Below are 16,311 nucleotides of genomic sequence, written 5' to 3' on the forward strand. Positions count from 1 at the left end.
TAGGAAGAAAAACATGACAAAAACCGAACTCAACAACCAACATCTAGACTGGCTCGAAGCAGAGTCGATTCATATTATCCGTGAAGTCGTCGCAGAATGTGAGAACCCGGCGTTGCTCTTTTCCGGAGGGAAGGATTCTGTGGTATTGCTGGCATTAGCCCGTAAAGCATTTCAGTTAGGCGATCGTCCGGTACATTTACCGTTTCCATTGGTGCATATTGATACTGGTCATAATTATCCGGAAGTGATCCAATTTCGAGATGAGCAAGTGGCAAAACTTAATGCGCGCTTAGTCGTTGGACATGTGGAAGATTCTATTGCCAAAGGTACGGTAGTATTGCGTAAAGAAACCGATTCGCGTAATGCGGCACAGGCGGTTACTTTATTAGAAACCATTGCAGATAATGGATTTGATGCCTTGATGGGCGGTGCACGCCGTGATGAGGAAAAAGCCCGTGCAAAAGAACGAATTTTCTCGTTTCGTGATGAGTTTGGCCAATGGGATCCTAAGGCACAACGTCCGGAATTATGGTCTTTGTACAATGCTAAATTGCATAAAGGCGAAAATATGCGGGTGTTTCCAATTTCTAACTGGACGGAATTAGACATTTGGCAATATATCGCTCGTGAGAATTTGGAATTGCCTCCGATCTATTACAGCCATAAACGAGAAGTTGTACGTCGTAAAGGTTTGTTAGTGCCAGTGACGCCATTAACACCTAAATTGCCGAATGAAGTCAGCGAAGTATTAGATGTTCGTTTCCGTACTGTGGGTGATATTAGCTGTACCTGTCCAGTAGCGAGCACTGCATCAACACCATTAGAAATTATTGAAGAAACCGCTATTGCCGACATTTCCGAACGCAGTGCCACTCGTCTAGACGACCAAGCCAGTGAAGCCGCCATGGAGAAACGGAAAAAAGAGGGATATTTCTAGTATTTCTACTTTCTTGCTTGTGTAAGAAAGTAGCAAAGAACACACCCCAATTAAATCGCTCCTCTTCACTTTTTTTCAATTTTCTTAACGAAAAATTTGTAAACTCGCTACGCTCGAACAGTACAAATTTTTCTAAAAATTGAAAGTCGCTCAGGCGATTTATATGGGGCCATTATTCGAAGATGACGAAATATAAAAGAATAATTAACAGAATATAAGGAAGAAATATGACACAACATTCAACTCCACTTCGTTTTATTACTGCCGGTAGTGTAGATGACGGGAAAAGCACCTTAATCGGCCGCTTACTTTACGATAGCAAAGCGTTATTAACCGACCAAATTAAAACTCTTAATGCAGGAAAAGAGAAAGGCAATAAAGAAGCCATTGATTTTTCTATTTTGACAGATGGTTTGGAAGCAGAACGTGAACAGGGCATTACCATTGATGTGGCGTATCGCTATTTCTCTACGGCAAAACGTAAATTCATCATTGCCGATACCCCAGGACATGAACAATACACACGTAACATGGTGACAGGGGCAAGTACGGCATCAGCAGCAATCGTCTTAATCGATGCTTCTCAACTGAATTTTGATGAGGAACCGTTACAACTCTTACCACAAACTAAACGTCATTCAGCAATTTTACGTCAATTAAATTGCCCGCACATTTTAGTGGCAGTAAATAAAATGGATTTATTGGATTACAACGAAGAAAAATTCAATGCCATTGTGGAGGCGTATCGTCAATTGGCAGCACAACTTGGTTTAAAAGATGTACATTTTGTACCAGTATCTGCATTGCTTGGCGATAACCTGGTATATGCAAGTGAAAGCACCCCTTGGTATCAAGGCGAACCTTTACTCACCATTTTAGAAAATTTACCAAGTGTGGATGAGGTGAGTCATTCCAATGCTGATTTCTATTTCCCGGTGCAATTAGTCGTGCGTCAGGATGCAGATAAAGCCGATGATTTCCGCGGTTATCAAGGGCGAATTGAGAGCGGTTCCGTGCAACTGGGACAGACTATTCGAATTGAACCGAATGGATTAACCGCTAAAGTGACTGAGATTATTACGCCAAAAGGTGAGGTGACACAGGCGGTGGCCGGGGAAGTGATTACCTTACGTTTAGATCGCGATATTGATATTTCCCGTGGTGATTTATTTGTGGATGAAAGTTCACCACTTACACCCAAAAAGCAACTTGAAGCCACAATTTGTTGGTTTGATGAACGCCCATTAAATACCGCCCGTAAATATTTACTTAAACATGGTACGCAAACCGTATTTGCCAAAATCAGTGAAATTGAAAGTGTGTTAAACGTTCATACACTCGAACAAGAAAGTGGTGCTACAGCCTTAAAGATGAATGATATTGCTAGCGTGCGTTTAAGTTTACAGAAACCGATTGTTGCCACAACTTACGAAGAAAATATTGCTGGTGGCGCTTTTATTTTAGTTGATGAAGCAACTTATAACACAGTAGCAGCCGGTATGGTTCTCTAACTCGCGCTTTCTTAATATGAATTTACTGATATTACTCATTTTCTTGTGGGGAAACTTATGCAACACAACAATCCATTACCAACAGAAATATTGAATCTCTTACCAACGCTAACGCCTCTTCAATTGGCATGGCTTTCCGGTTATGCATGGTCGCAAGCTTCCGGTGTAGAACAACAGGCCACAGGGCAACATTTGACAGCAAATTTGACCGCACTTTCGGCAGAACCTTTTTCAATTACTGTGCTTTCAGGTTCACAAACCGGCAATGCTAAATCGGTGGCGGATAAAGTTGCCGCAGAGCTTACTGAAGCTGGTATTGCTGTGAAACGTGTCGCTTTAAAAGATTACAAAGCGAAAACCATTGCTGATGAAAAATACTTGCTTTTAGTGACGTCTACGCAAGGTGAAGGCGAGCCACCAGAAGAAGGTGTGGTATTGCATAAGTTATTAAACGGTAAAAAAGCACCAAAACTCACCGACCTGCAATTTGCAGTGTTAGGATTAGGGGATAGTTCTTATCCAAATTTCTGCCAAGCAGGCAAGGATTTTGATCAGCGTTTTGCCGAATTAGGCGCGACGCGTTTATTTGAGCGAGTGGATGCCGATTTAGATTACATTGCAACCGCGGAACAATGGATCCGAGATATTGTGGCTATCGTAAAAGAAAAGGCAGCGCAGGCTTCACCGGTTGTACAAAGTATTGGTACAGCTACAACCGCACCAGTAGCCAAGGAAAGCCAATACAATAAAGCGAATCCATTTCCTGCAACGTTAATCACTAACCAGAAAATTACTGGTCGTCAGTCTGATAAAGATGTTCGTCATTTAGAGTTTGATTTAGCCGGCTCAGATCTTCATTACCAAGCGGGGGATGCACTCGGTGTATGGTTTGACAATGATCCTAAGTTAGTGGATGAAATTTTATCGCTCGCGCAGATTGATCCTACTACAGAAGTGACAATTGAGGGAAAAACGCAAACTATTTCGACCGCACTTTTATCGCATTTAGAGCTTACTCAAAACACACCGGCTTTTGTGAAAGGCTATGCAGCTTTGGCGAATAACGAACAGTTAAATGATTTGGTTGCGGATAATCAAGCATTGCAAAAATTGGTTCAACGTACACCGATTGTGGATGTCTTACATAAATTTCCTGCAAAATTAACCGCGGAACAACTGGTTTCATTATTGCGTCCTTTAACGCCTCGTTTGTATTCCATTTCATCTTCTTCTGTAGAGGTTGGGGAAGAAGTGCATCTAACTGTTGGCGTGGTACGTTTTGAACATGAAGGTCGAGCACGCAGTGGCGCAGCTTCAAGCTTTTTAGCGGATCGCGTAGAAGAAGATGGTGCTGTGCGTGTATTTGTAGAACATAACGATAATTTCCGCCTACCAAATGACACGGCTAAGCCAATTATTATGGTGGGCTCCGGTACCGGCGTGGCACCATTCCGTGCCTTTATGCAGCAACGCGTAGCCGATGAGGCAAGTGGTAAAAACTGGCTAATTTTTGGTAATCCACATTTTGCCAGCGATTTCCTGTATCAAACCGAATGGCAACAATTTGCCAAAGAGGGGTTCTTACATAAATACGATTTTGCTTGGTCACGCGATCAAGAGAAGAAAATCTATGTGCAAGATAAAATTCGTGAAAATTCGACCGCACTTTGGCAATGGTTACAAGAAGGCGCTTATTTTTATGTCTGTGGTGATGCATCAAAAATGGCAAAAGATGTGGAACAAGCATTACTCGAAGTCATTGCTAAAGAAGGCAATTTAAGTCCTGATGAAGCAGAAGATTATTTAAATGAACTACGTGAAGAAAAACGTTATCAACGTGATGTGTACTAGATTTGTGGGGTGAAAAAATGACAGAGCAAAACAAACAAAAAGGCTTAGAGTGGCAAGAAAAACCGCTTTCTGACAATGAACGCTTAAAAACCGACAGTAACTTTTTACGTGGTACCATTTTAGATGATTTAGAGGATTCCTTAACCGGTGGTTTCCGTGGGGATAACTTTCAATTAATCCGTTTCCACGGTATGTATGAACAAGACGATCGTGATATTCGCGCCGAACGTGCAGAGGAAAAACTCGAACCGTTAAAATTTATGTTGTTACGTTGCCGTTTACCGGGTGGAATCATCAAACCATTTCAATGGATTGAATTGGATAAATTTGCCCGTGAACATAGTTATTATCGTTCGATTCGTTTGACCAATCGTCAAACTTTCCAATATCATGGTGTGCCGAAAAGCCAATTACAAACCATGCATCGTTTATTGCATAGTCTGGGATTAGACTCGATTGCTACGGCTTCTGATATGAACCGTAACGTGTTATGTACTTCTAATCCAATTGAATCAAAATTACATCAGCAGGCATATGAATATGCGAAGAAAATTTCAGAACATCTGTTACCACGTACACGAGGTTATTTAGATGTATGGATTGATGGTAAGAAAGTCCAAAGTAGTGATGATTTTTTCCAGGAAGAACCGATTCTCGGTAAAACTTATTTGCCACGTAAATTTAAAACAGCCGTGGTGATTCCACCACTCAATGATGTGGATTGTTACGGGAATGACTTAGATTTTGTCGCCATTGCAGACGAGAGCGACAATTTAGTTGGCTTTAATGTCTTGGCAGGCGGTGGCTTATCCCTTGAACATGGCAACACCAAAACCTATCCGCATATTTCCCTTGAACTGGGTTATGTGCCGTTGGAATACACTTTAAAAGCAGCGGAAGCCGTGGTGACGACCCAACGAGATTTTGGTAACCGTAGCGATCGTAAAAATGCACGTAGTCGTTATACCATTCAAAACATGGGATTAGATAATTTCCGCGCCGAAGTCGAACGTCGTATGGGGATTCCATTTGAACCGATTCGTCCGTTTAAATTTACTGAACGCGGCGATCGTATTGGTTGGGTAAAAGGCATCGATAACAACTGGCATTTGACCCTGTTTATCGAAAGCGGCCGTTTGGTGGATAACGATGAGAAAAAATTACTGAGTGGCGTGTTGGATATTGCCAAAATTCATAAGGGCGATTTTCGTATTACCGCCAACCAAAATCTGATCGTGGCAAATGTAGCAGAAGAGGATAAAGCACAAATTGAGCAAATTGCGCGTGATTACGGTTTGATTCGTGATGATGTGAGTAAATTACGTGAAAACGCTATGTCCTGCGTTTCTTTCCCAACTTGTCCATTGGCGATGGCAGAATCAGAGCGAATTCTTCCAAGCTTTATTGATGAACTGGATAAAGTGATGGCGAAACATCACGTAGCTGATGATTATATCGTTACACGTATTACTGGTTGCCCAAATGGTTGTGGTCGCGCGATGTTAGCGGAAATTGGTTTAGTGGGTAAAGCAATCGGTCGTTACAATTTGCATATCGGTGGGGATCGTGAAGGTGTGCGTATTCCACGTCTTTACAAAGAAAATATCATGATTCCCGAAATTATCAGTGAACTTGATACTCTGATTGGCCGCTGGGCAAGTGAGCGTCATGAAAACGAAGGATTTGGTGATTTTACAATTCGTGCGGGCATTATCAAACCAGTAGTAAATGCACCGGTTGATTTCTGGGATGACTCAAAAGTGATTATTAAATCAGCGGCTTAATGCGCAAAAGTGTGGTTAATTTTGACCGTACTTTTAGCTGAGAGAATAAAAAACCTTAGGTTTTAGCCTAAGGTTTTTGTTTTTTAGCAAGAATTATTTTTTCTCTTCACATTTGTTGATATCGCTACATTTACCGTAGAGGTATAAACTGTGTGCTTTTAATTTGATACCATGTTGTTCACTGATTTCTTTTTGACGTTGTTCGATAATATTATCAGTAAACTCAAATACTTTACCGCAATCTTCACAGATAATGTGATCATGGTGTTCTGTTGGTGCAAGTTCAAAAACAGACTTATTCCCTTCAAAATTATGACGAATTAAGATATGCGCTTCATCAAATTGGTTAAGTACACGATATACGGTTGCAAGGCCAATATCACTGCCTTGCTCTAACAAGATTTTATATACTTCTTCAGCTGAGAAATGCTCATGTTTATGCTCTTGCATTAATGCAAGGATAGTGAGCCGAGGTTCAGTAATTTTTAATCCTGCCTTTTTGAGTAATTTGATGTTTTCTTCAGACATAATGTTCCCTTAAATTTGCTAAATTAGAGATGGTTAAGCTAATTCTGCTAAACACATTTCATCGTAGATTTGTTTCGTCCATTTCTCGACGCGTTCTGCAGTGAGTTCGGGTTGACGATCTTCATCAATACATAAACCGATAAAGTTTCCATCATCTAATAGTGCCTTTGATGATTCAAAGGTATAACCATCTGTTGGCCAGTTTCCTACAATAATTGCACCGTGTGGTTCAACAATATCACGAACTGTACCGATCGCATCGCAGAAATAATCAGCGTAGTCTTCCTGATCACCACAGCCAAAAATACCCACTAATTTGTCAGTAAAATCAATTTCTTCTAGGGTTGGGAAAAAATCATCCCAGTCAGCTTGAGCTTCACCGTAATACCAAGTTGGAATGCCGAAAAGTAAAAAATCATAACCTTCGATATCTTCTTTCGTGCTTTTTGCTATGTCACGAATATCAACTAACTCATTGCCTAATTGTTTTTGAATCATTTTTGCAATGTTTTCTGTATTACCCGTGTCACTACCATAAAATAAACCGACAACTGCCATCGTTCTTTCCTTTTGAAATATAATTAGTTAATAAATAAAGATGAGAGACTAAAACCCTACAATTTGTGCGAACTATACCATAAATGAATTCTCATTTGAATAGAATAATTCTCATTTAAAACGATTAATTCTTATTTAGAAACCTATCAATTGCACGTATCACAAAATCTGGTTTTTCCGCATGAACCCAGTGCCCACAACCATTGATAGTGAATGAGCTAGCATTCGGGAATTGTTTTAGAATAATTTCTGTATATTCAGGTTTAATATAAGATGAAAGCCCACCTTTAATAAAGAGAGTAGGCGTATTAGCGTAAACTTCCTGCCAATCCATCAGTTCCGCATAATGCTCGAAAAGTGCGGTCAAATTGAAACGAAAATATTCACTTGAAGTAGGCTCAAAAGATTTCAACATAAATTGTACCACACTCGGATCAGCAATTTCAGTTTCTAAAATAGGCTTAGCTTGTTGACGAGTTTGTGGCTGCGCTTTTTTCACGGCAAACAAACCACGAAACACATCATCATGTTCAGCACTGCTATTAGCTACTGGTGCAATATCAATGACAATCAATTTTTCCACACGCTGTGGTTGAAGTGCGGTCATTTTCATTGCTGTTTTTCCGCCCATTGAATGACCAATTAAGATCACATTATCTAATTGAAGGTGATCGATAAGTTGCCATGCATCATCAGCCATGACGTCGTAATTCATTGTTTCTGAATGAAAACTATGTCCATGATTGCGTAAATCTACACGTAAAATGTTATAGTTATCGCTAAATGCACGGGCAATAACCCCAAGATTATTCATATCCCCAAATAAGCCGTGAATGAAAACTAAGGTAGGCGAATTAATTGATTGTTTTGCTTGGTGAAATTGATGGTTTAATAATAGGGAAGATGACATATATTTTGCGTGAGAATTTGGTTAGAAATCGTTATAATGGACGAAAATTTTAGCAAACGGAGAGAAAAAAATGAAGATAATTGAAGTCGATGAAGAATTATATCAATACATTGCGGCACAAACTCAATCTATTGGAGAAAGTGCGTCTGATATTCTTCGCCGTTTGTTGAATTTACCCACTCATGCAGCAAGTTCGGTTGATTTCTTTGAATCAGTAGCATCAGCTGAAATCTCAAAAAGTGCGGTGCATTCTGAACCTGTTTTAGCTGAAAAAACAACCGAAGCATCTCAACCAAAAGTTGAACCTGCAGAGCCGCCAAAAGTAGTGAAAAAACAATCGGACGAAGCAATCAATCATATTGTTGATAAAGTGCGTGCATTATTGAATTCTGCTGAGTTCAAAGAAGAGCCAAAAGCAGTGGTGCGTTTTTTAAATATATTACGGACGCTTTATCGTACCAATCCAGAAAGCTTTGCACAGGCAACCGAAAGCTTACAAGGTCGTACTCGTGTTTATTTTGCTCGTGATGAAGGGACATTGCTTGTGGCGGGTAATCACACGAAACCGAAACAAATTCCAGATACACCATATTGGGTGATTACCAATACCAATAGTGGCCGTAAAATGTTGATGTTAGAAGGAGCGATGCAGTCTATGCATTTGCCAGAATATTTAATTGACGAAGTTCGCCCTTATTTCATTAGCAATTAAGTCGATGCAAAAATTCCCTTGGCAAGCATTTGCCCAAAATCCAGCATATGAAAATCAGATCGCGTTGCGAAATTCGCAGGGCGATCCTTTTACTTGGGTGGAACTTGCTGAGAAAATTAATCAAGTAGAAGCCTTTCTTTTACAACAAGGTGTGACAGCGCAAAGTGCGGTTGCTTTTTGTGGGAAAAATTCAGAACAGATCTTATTTCTTTATTTAGCCGTTATTCAGCTAGGCGCAAAAATTTTAGGTATCAATCCAGCATTTCCTCAAGAAAAAAGAGAAGAATTGTGCCAAGTACACGGCATAGATTTTTGTTATCAAACCGAAGATATTCGTTATTTAGCTGCTGAAGCATTACCCGAGCATAAAGCGGATTTGACAAAAGCAGCCACAATGACGCTAACATCAGGTTCGACTGGCTTGCCTAAAGCTGTGGTGCATAATGTTTCTGCTCATTTGGCAAATGCGGAAGGTGTTTGTGCCTTAATGAATTTTGGCAAAGATCAATCATGGCTACTTTCTTTACCGCTTTATCATGTCTCCGGACAAGGTATTGTGTGGCGCTGGCTTTACGCAGGTGCCACCTTAGTTTTACCAAAAGAAGATTTTTATCAATCTATTGGTGAGGTTTCCCATGTTTCTCTCGTGCCAACGCAATTACAACGCTGGTTTGATTATTTGGTGGAGCATCCACAGCCTATTCACACGCAAGCTGTGTTATTAGGCGGGACACAAATCCCTGTAAAATTAACCCAAGTGTTAAGTGAACTAGGTATTCGAAGCTATTCAGGTTATGGTATGACAGAAATGGCTTCTACCGTATTCGCTAAGCAATCGGATGGAAAAATTGGTGTAGGACAACCTTTATTCGGACGAGAATTTAAGTTAGTGAACGAAGAGGTTTGGCTAAAAGGTGCCGGACTTGCCATGGGATATTGGCGCAATGGGTGTGTTGATCCGCTTACTAATGCTGAAGGTTGGTTCCAAACCAAAGATAAAGGTCAATGGCTCGATAACGAATTAGTCATTCAAGGCCGATTGGATAATATGTTTATTTCTGGCGGTGAAAATATTCAGCCGGAAGAAATTGAAAAAGTGATTGCACAATCAGATTTGGTGAAACAAGTCTTTGTTTTGCCTCAACATGATGAGGAATTTGGCCACCGCCCTGTCGCGATTGTTGAATTTCATACCTTATTTAATGAAAGTGCGGTCGAATCTCTCAACGTTTTTTTACAAGGGCGATTGGAACGATTTAAGCAACCCGTTGCCTACTATGAACTCCCACAGGATTTAATCCAAGGGGCAATAAAGATTTCTCGTAAAGCGCTCGCCGATTGGCTGTCGCAATAATAGGAAAGTTAGTTTAATGAAAAATATCTCTCGTGTTTTGACCGCGCTTGGTCTTTCATTTGTTTTTACACTGGCGCTTTCTCATCCTGTTTGGGCAGAGAATAATAATGCGGATTTACCGACGGAAAAAACACTAAAAAGTGAATTAGCTGATGCACAAAAATTACCGGATGGCGATGAAAAAACAAATAACGTCGCAACAATCCAGGCTTCGCTTGATTTCTTGCAACAAATTCAAACCCAGCAAAAAAATAATAACGATTTGCAAGATACGCTTATTGATGCAGATTCTGAAATTCAGAAGAATAATGCTGATCTTCAAAATCTTAAAAAACAGCTAAGCACGACAAATAACACCGATTATGCTTCGCAAAGTTTAGCGAATTTGCAGACTCAGGTTGAAAAACTAACCAATCAACAACAAGATGCCCAATCTGCATTAAGTGCGGTGAATACACAACTTGCAGGGCAGAGTTCAGTGTCTGAACGTGCTCAAACAGCCTTGACAGATAATGTTAAACGTACGCAAGAATTGAATCAGAAATTGGCTGATCCAACAACGAGTTCATTATTAAAACAGCAAATCCAGCTGGAATTGCAACTGATTGAGCTAAAAAATATCTATAATCAAGTGCTATTAAAAAATAGTGATCAGTTGACGGTGCTTTATCAAAGCCGATATGAACTATTGAATACGCGTGTTCAAGCATTGCAGCAACAAATTGCGGCTATTCAAGACGTGATTAATCAAAAGAATTTGGCTAAAACACAAAACCAAGTTGAGCAAGTACAACAACAAAACCAAAGTGTTGAGCAAAATCCATTGATTCAGAAAGAGTTGGATTTAAATTCGCAGCTTAGCCAATATTTACTTGAGCAAACAGAGAAAACCAATACATTAACGCAAGATGAACTACGCATGCGAAATGTGTTGGATAACTTAACGCAGACACAACGTACCATTGATGAGCAAATCAGCGCATTACAAGGCACATTGGTGCTTTCACGCATTATTCAGCAACAAAAACAAAAATTACCAACCAATTTAAATATTCAAGGTCTTTCGAAACAAATTGCGGATTTACGTGTACAGATCTTCGATATTACACAAAAACGTAATGAGCTTTATGATATTGATGCCTATATCAGTAAAATAGAGCAAGATGAAAATAAATCTTTTACCTCTGCGGAAAAAGCACAATTAACCAGTTTATTAACAGAACGTCGTAAAGTGGCCTCTGATTTGATTAAGTCATTGAATAATCAGTTGAACTTTGCGATTTCCTTAGAGTTAACCCAACAACAGATTACTCAAATCAGTGATCAAATTCAGTCTAAACTCGATCAACAAAGTTTCTGGGTAAAAAGTAACAATCCAATTAATTTAGATTGGATCAAAAAACTGCCTATGTCACTCAAGGCACAATTTGATGGCATTGGAAAGAAAATTGGTTTTCCGACAAACTTTGATAATTTGCCGTATTTACTCACTTATGTCTTTATTTTGTTTGTGATTGGTGGATTGATTTTTAAATTTAAAGAATTAATTAAACAACGTTTGAGCGTGATTAATGGCGAAATTAATACGCTTTGTTCAGATAGCCAATGGCATACGCCACTAGCATTGTTTTATACCGCACTTTTATCTTTATCTGGCACCCTTTGGTTTTTAGCCGCTTGCCAATTGTTGGGCTTTTTCTTGGTGAAAAACCCACAAGACTTTTGGGAATGGTCACTTAGCATGGCAGGCTATTGGTGGTTCTTTAGCTTTGTCTTAGCTATTCTTCGTCCGAATGGCATTTTAGTGCGCCATTTTGGTTTTGCTAAAGAGAGTGCAACTAACTTACAAGACGTCACAAAACGTATTATTGTTTCTGTTGTGCTATTACTGAATACGTCAATTTTCAGTAATGTCATGGATACAGGTTTAGCCAATGACGTCCTCGGCGAAATTAATACCATTGTTGCGTTGCTTTTCTGCATTGTAATTATTGCACCACGTTTTATTCGTACTGAAAAATCATTGAGTTCAACGACAACAGATAAGCGTGATAGAACCATTTTCAAAATTGTACGAATCTTATTGCAATTGGTACCTGTTGTTTTAATTGTGTTAATTGCTTTAGGGTATTACTACACTGCCTTAAATTTAATTACACATATTATTAATACCTATATTGCATGGGTGGTGTGGTCATTAGTACGTCATACTATTTATCGCGGTGTCACTGTTGCATCAAGACGTTTAGCTTATCGTCGTTTACAAGAAAAACGTCAACAAAAACAGCAAGATTCAAGTGATGCTCCGGCTTCTGATGATGTAGTAGTCATTACCGAACAAGAAGAGGGATTGGCCTTAAATGAAGTACGTAGCCAGTTACTACGCTTTACCGATCTCTTTATTTGGACCGCACTTTTTGCCATCTTCTATTATGTCTGGTCTGATTTAGTGACTGTTGTAAGCTACTTGCGTGATATAACTTTATGGCAACAAACCTCGACAACTGAAACGGGCGTGGTAACGGAAACGATCTCACTCTTTAACTTGATTGTTGCATTAATCATTGTCGTGATTACCTATATTTTGGTGCGTAACATACAGGGTATTTTAGAAATATTAATCTTCTCTCGAGTGAAACTTTCACAAGGTACGCCTTATACAATCACCACCTTATTAACCTACATCTTTGTTGCGGTTGGTGGTGCGTGGGCATTCTCAACGCTTGGGATGTCTTGGTCAAAATTACAATGGTTGTTTGCAGCCCTTTCCGTTGGTCTCGGTTTTGGTATGCAAGAAATCTTTGCAAACTTTGTTTCGGGTATCATTTTATTATTTGAACGTCCAATTCGTGTGGGCGATACAGTGACAATTAATGGTGTGACAGGTACGGTGGCGAAAATCCGCATTCGTGCGATTACCATGATTGATCCTGATCGAAAAGAAGTGATTGTGCCAAATAAATCTTTTGTAACAGGTCAAGTGATCAACTGGGCATTGTCTAATACCGTTACTCGTTTGGTGGTGTCTGTTGGTGTGGCGTATGGTTCAGATTTAGACTTAGTGAAACGCTTATTATTACAAGCAGCACATGAGCAACCAAGCATCTTAAAAGATCCAGAGCCAAGAGCGCTATTTTTAACCTTTGGTGCAAGTACATTAGATCACGAATTACGTGTTTATGTAGGTCAAGTGTCTGAGCGTAATGATACGCTTGATGCACTCAATCGTCGTGTGAATGAATTATTTGCAGAAAATAATATTGATATTGCATTCAACCAATTAGATATCTTTATTAAGAATAAAGATACTGGTGAAGAAATTCCATTTATTGATGTAGCAAAATTAGCGCAAAATCATTAATTAAAGAGAGAAAATATGGCAGGGAATACTATCGGACAACTTTTTCGTGTGACGACCTTTGGGGAGTCGCACGGTATTGCATTAGGCTGCATCGTTGATGGTGTACCACCGAATCTTGAATTATCGGAAGCCGATATTCAATCCGATTTAGATCGTCGTAAACCGGGTACATCACGTTATACCACACCACGTCGCGAAGACGATGAGGTACAGATTTTATCTGGGGTGTTTGAAGGTAAAACAACGGGGACCAGTATTGGAATGATCATTAAAAATGGTGATCAGCGTTCACAAGATTATGGTGATATCAAAGATCGTTTCCGTCCTGGACATGCGGATTTTACCTATCAACAAAAATACGGTATTCGTGATTATCGCGGTGGTGGTCGTTCTTCTGCGCGTGAAACCGCCATGCGTGTAGCTGCGGGAGCGATTGCGAAGAAATATTTACGTGAGCAGTTTGGCATTGAAGTGCGAGGTTTTTTAAGCCAGATTGGCAAGGTAAAGATCGCACCACAGACTATCGATAAAATTGATTGGGATAAAGTGAATAGCAATCCATTTTTCTGTCCAGATGAAAGTGCGGTTGAAAAATTTGATGAATTAATCCGTGAATTGAAAAAAGAAGGCGATTCGATTGGGGCAAAGCTAACTGTGATTGCAGAGAATGTTCCTGTTGGTTTAGGTGAGCCCGTTTTTGATCGACTTGATGCAGATTTAGCTCATGCTTTAATGGGGATTAATGCTGTTAAAGGTGTAGAAATTGGCGATGGTTTTGCCGTGGCTGAACAGCGAGGCAGTGAACATCGTGATGAAATGACACCAAATGGTTTTGAAAGCAACCATGCTGGCGGTATTTTAGGGGGCATTAGCTCAGGACAGCCAATTATTGCAACGATTGCATTGAAACCGACATCCAGTATCACGATTCCAGGCCGTTCCATTAATTTAGCGGGAGAGTCTGTGGAAGTGGTGACAAAAGGCCGTCATGATCCTTGTGTGGGGATTCGTGCAGTACCCATTGCGGAGGCAATGGTTGCAATTGTGTTACTCGATCATTTATTGCGTTTTAAGGCGCAATGCAAATAACTCTTTTAAATTAAGCTTCTTGTGCTCTTTTGTTGAAGAGAAATCAACTTATTTTAGGAAATCTTATGAATAAATCTTTAGCAAAATTACTTTCAAGTGCGGTTGCTTTAGGGAGTGTTTTTTTCTCGTTACAAACAGCAGCCTCGCCACAAGACTGGCAACGAATTAAACGTCCAATTCCTGCAATAGATGGTAAAGCAAATCCAATCGGCAGCTATTCGAATGGTTGTATTATCGGGCAGAGCCATTGCCTTATAAAGGTGAGGGCTACCAAGTGATTCGTATGAATAAAAATCGCTATTATGGTCATCCGGATATGATTGCCTATTTACAGCGTCTTGGACAAAAAGCGAAGTCAGCAGGCTTACCAACGATGTTAGTTGGGGATATTGCTATGCCAGGTGGTGGTCGCTTTTTAACGGGCCATGCAAGCCATCAAATGGGATTAGACGCGGATATTTGGTTGCGCATGGGGACCATGACAGACAGTGAAGCGTTAAATTCTGACGGAAAAGGCTTGCTTGTGGTGAACCGTCAAACACAACGTGTTGATGAAAATGTATGGAATAACAATCATGCAACGTTAATTAAATTGGCTGCGCAAGATCCCAAAGTGACCCGTATTTTTGTGAACCCAGCGATTAAATTAAAACTTTGTCATACTGCGGGTGATGATCGTGCTTGGTTACACAAAATTCGTCCATGGTTTGGGCATGATTCACACTTCCACGTTCGCATTGCTTGCCCGAAAGATGCTGCTTATTGTGAAGATCAAGCACCTGTACCAGCAGGCGATGGTTGTGGCGATGAACTTTATTCTTGGTTTGAACCCGCAAAACCAAGTTCAGGCTCTTCTAAACCAAAAGTGACACCACCAGAGCCGTTTTTATGCCAACAGGTGTTGAGTTCGCCAAATAGTAGCGAATGGTTAGAGTAGGAGTTAAACGATGGAGTTGGGGATTGATATATTAGCCATGCTTTTTGCTGCTGCCTTTATTGCCGCATTTATTGATGCGATAGCGGGTGGCGGAGGCTTAATTACAATCCCTGCCTTATTAATGACAGGCATGCCACCAGCGATGGCGTTAGGAACCAATAAATTACAAGCGTTTGGTGGTGCGTTGTCGGCAAGTATTTACTTTCTGCGTAAAAGAGCGGTCAATTTATCGGAGTTTTCTTTCATCTTACTGGTGATTTTTATCGGTTCGGTGATTGGTACCTTGCTTATTCAAAGTTTAGATGCGTCATTAATTAAAAAAGGGCTTCCATTTCTCATTTTAGCCATTGGCTTATACTTTTTATTTACGCCTAAATTGGGCGAAAGTGATCGCAAACAACGAATTTCTTACGCTGTTTTTGCATTATGTTTTGGTTCATTGCTAGGTTTTTATGACGGCTTTTTCGGGCCGGGGACGGGTTCATTGATGAATCTAGCTTGTGTGACGTTACTTGGATTTAACCTAACCAAAGCGACCGCCCATGCGAAAGTGATGAATTTAACCTCAAATTTTGCTTCATTAATTTTCTTCTTTATTGGTGGTCATGTCATTTGGACTGTCGGTTTAGTGATGATGGCAGGAAGTCTGATAGGTGCAAATTTAGGTGCCAAAATGGTGATGGCAAAAGGCAAACAACTGATTAGACCGATGGTGGTGATTATGTCATTTATCATGACGATAAAAATGTCGTATGATCAAGGTTGGTTTCATTTTTAAC

Annotated in this window: 12 protein-coding genes and 1 pseudogene; 10 read left to right on the forward strand and 3 right to left on the reverse strand. The window is 40.0% G+C overall.

Features of this window, described 5'->3' with window-relative positions:
- The first annotated feature begins 13 nt into the window (after positions 1–13).
- The 4 genes from cysD to cysI all read left to right on the forward strand — a co-directional run bounded on the left by cysD (position 14) and on the right by cysI (position 6,083).
- Positions 14–937 carry a sulfate adenylyltransferase subunit CysD gene (cysD, locus tag DX522_RS09315; RefSeq protein WP_070713649.1) on the forward strand — a complete coding sequence of 308 codons (924 nt, stop codon included), beginning with the start codon at positions 14–16 and terminating at the stop codon, positions 935–937.
- Positions 938–1,164: 227 nt separating this feature from the next.
- A complete protein-coding gene (locus DX522_RS09320; protein ID WP_115180584.1) occupies positions 1,165–2,448 on the forward strand; it encodes a sulfate adenylyltransferase subunit 1 in 1,284 nt (427 codons plus the stop codon).
- A gap of 57 nt (positions 2,449–2,505) precedes the next feature.
- Complete coding sequence (locus DX522_RS09325) at positions 2,506–4,299, forward strand: assimilatory sulfite reductase (NADPH) flavoprotein subunit (protein ID WP_115180585.1); 1,794 nt, start codon at positions 2,506–2,508, stop codon at positions 4,297–4,299.
- A gap of 17 nt (positions 4,300–4,316) precedes the next feature.
- A complete protein-coding gene (gene cysI / locus DX522_RS09330; RefSeq protein WP_115180586.1) occupies positions 4,317–6,083 on the forward strand; it encodes an assimilatory sulfite reductase (NADPH) hemoprotein subunit in 1,767 nt (588 codons plus the stop codon).
- Positions 6,084–6,176: 93 nt separating this feature from the next.
- Here the strand turns inward: cysI and fur are convergent, their stop codons facing one another.
- The 3 genes from fur to DX522_RS09345 form a co-directional block, all read right to left on the reverse strand.
- Positions 6,177–6,611 (reverse strand): ferric iron uptake transcriptional regulator, encoded by a 435-nt coding sequence (gene fur, locus DX522_RS09335; protein WP_049366031.1) that lies wholly within the window; start codon positions 6,609–6,611, stop codon positions 6,177–6,179.
- A gap of 33 nt (positions 6,612–6,644) precedes the next feature.
- Positions 6,645–7,169, reverse strand: a complete 525-nt coding sequence (fldA, locus tag DX522_RS09340; protein ID WP_005695733.1) for a flavodoxin FldA — start codon at positions 7,167–7,169, stop codon at positions 6,645–6,647.
- 124 nt (positions 7,170–7,293) lie between these two features.
- Positions 7,294–8,079 (reverse strand): alpha/beta fold hydrolase, encoded by a 786-nt coding sequence (locus DX522_RS09345; protein WP_115180587.1) that lies wholly within the window; start codon positions 8,077–8,079, stop codon positions 7,294–7,296.
- Positions 8,080–8,149: 70 nt separating this feature from the next.
- Between DX522_RS09345 and seqA the strand changes: the two genes are divergently transcribed.
- The 6 genes and pseudogenes from seqA to DX522_RS09375 all read left to right on the forward strand — a co-directional run bounded on the left by seqA (position 8,150) and on the right by DX522_RS09375 (position 16,310).
- The gene (gene seqA / locus DX522_RS09350; protein WP_115180588.1) at positions 8,150–8,791 is read left to right on the forward strand and encodes a replication initiation negative regulator SeqA; all 642 of its coding nucleotides are present in this window, start codon (positions 8,150–8,152) and stop codon (positions 8,789–8,791) included.
- 4 nt (positions 8,792–8,795) lie between these two features.
- Positions 8,796–10,145 (forward strand): o-succinylbenzoate--CoA ligase, encoded by a 1,350-nt coding sequence (gene menE, locus DX522_RS09355; RefSeq protein WP_115180589.1) that lies wholly within the window; start codon positions 8,796–8,798, stop codon positions 10,143–10,145.
- Positions 10,146–10,161: 16 nt separating this feature from the next.
- Positions 10,162–13,506: a mechanosensitive channel MscK gene (gene mscK, locus DX522_RS09360; protein ID WP_115180590.1), complete on the forward strand. Its 3,345-nt coding sequence runs from the start codon at positions 10,162–10,164 to the stop codon at positions 13,504–13,506.
- A gap of 15 nt (positions 13,507–13,521) precedes the next feature.
- Positions 13,522–14,595, forward strand: a complete 1,074-nt coding sequence (aroC, locus tag DX522_RS09365; protein WP_115180591.1) for a chorismate synthase — start codon at positions 13,522–13,524, stop codon at positions 14,593–14,595.
- A 65-nt stretch (positions 14,596–14,660) separates the two neighbouring features.
- Positions 14,661–15,532, forward strand: a pseudogene (gene mepA / locus DX522_RS09370) (penicillin-insensitive murein endopeptidase).
- A 10-nt stretch (positions 15,533–15,542) separates the two neighbouring features.
- Positions 15,543–16,310 (forward strand): TSUP family transporter, encoded by a 768-nt coding sequence (locus tag DX522_RS09375; RefSeq protein ID WP_115180592.1) that lies wholly within the window; start codon positions 15,543–15,545, stop codon positions 16,308–16,310.
- Position 16,311: the final 1 nt, after the last annotated feature.

Origin of the sequence: Haemophilus parainfluenzae, assembly GCF_900450995.1 — a bacterium.
In the GTDB taxonomy this organism is placed as follows: Bacteria; Pseudomonadota; Gammaproteobacteria; order Enterobacterales; family Pasteurellaceae; genus Haemophilus_D; species Haemophilus_D parainfluenzae_O.

What these genes read in the sequence shown, in the direction of transcription:
- DX522_RS09320 (WP_115180584.1), top strand. Translation starts at nt 1,165, where the DNA reads ATGACACAACATTCAACTCCACTTCGTTTTATTACTGCCGGTAGTGTA.
- aroC (WP_115180591.1), top strand. Translation starts at nt 13,522, where the DNA reads ATGGCAGGGAATACTATCGGACAACTTTTTCGTGTGACGACCTTTGGG.
- menE (WP_115180589.1), top strand. Translation starts at nt 8,796, where the DNA reads ATGCAAAAATTCCCTTGGCAAGCATTTGCCCAAAATCCAGCATATGAA.
- seqA (WP_115180588.1), top strand. Translation starts at nt 8,150, where the DNA reads ATGAAGATAATTGAAGTCGATGAAGAATTATATCAATACATTGCGGCA.
- mscK (WP_115180590.1), top strand. Translation starts at nt 10,162, where the DNA reads ATGAAAAATATCTCTCGTGTTTTGACCGCGCTTGGTCTTTCATTTGTT.
- fldA (WP_005695733.1), bottom strand. Translation starts at nt 7,169, where the DNA reads ATGGCAGTTGTCGGTTTATTTTATGGTAGTGACACGGGTAATACAGAA.
- DX522_RS09375 (WP_115180592.1), top strand. Translation starts at nt 15,543, where the DNA reads ATGGAGTTGGGGATTGATATATTAGCCATGCTTTTTGCTGCTGCCTTT.
- DX522_RS09325 (WP_115180585.1), top strand. Translation starts at nt 2,506, where the DNA reads ATGCAACACAACAATCCATTACCAACAGAAATATTGAATCTCTTACCA.
- cysI (WP_115180586.1), top strand. Translation starts at nt 4,317, where the DNA reads ATGACAGAGCAAAACAAACAAAAAGGCTTAGAGTGGCAAGAAAAACCG.
- fur (WP_049366031.1), bottom strand. Translation starts at nt 6,611, where the DNA reads ATGTCTGAAGAAAACATCAAATTACTCAAAAAGGCAGGATTAAAAATT.
- DX522_RS09345 (WP_115180587.1), bottom strand. Translation starts at nt 8,079, where the DNA reads ATGTCATCTTCCCTATTATTAAACCATCAATTTCACCAAGCAAAACAA.
- cysD (WP_070713649.1), top strand. Translation starts at nt 14, where the DNA reads ATGACAAAAACCGAACTCAACAACCAACATCTAGACTGGCTCGAAGCA.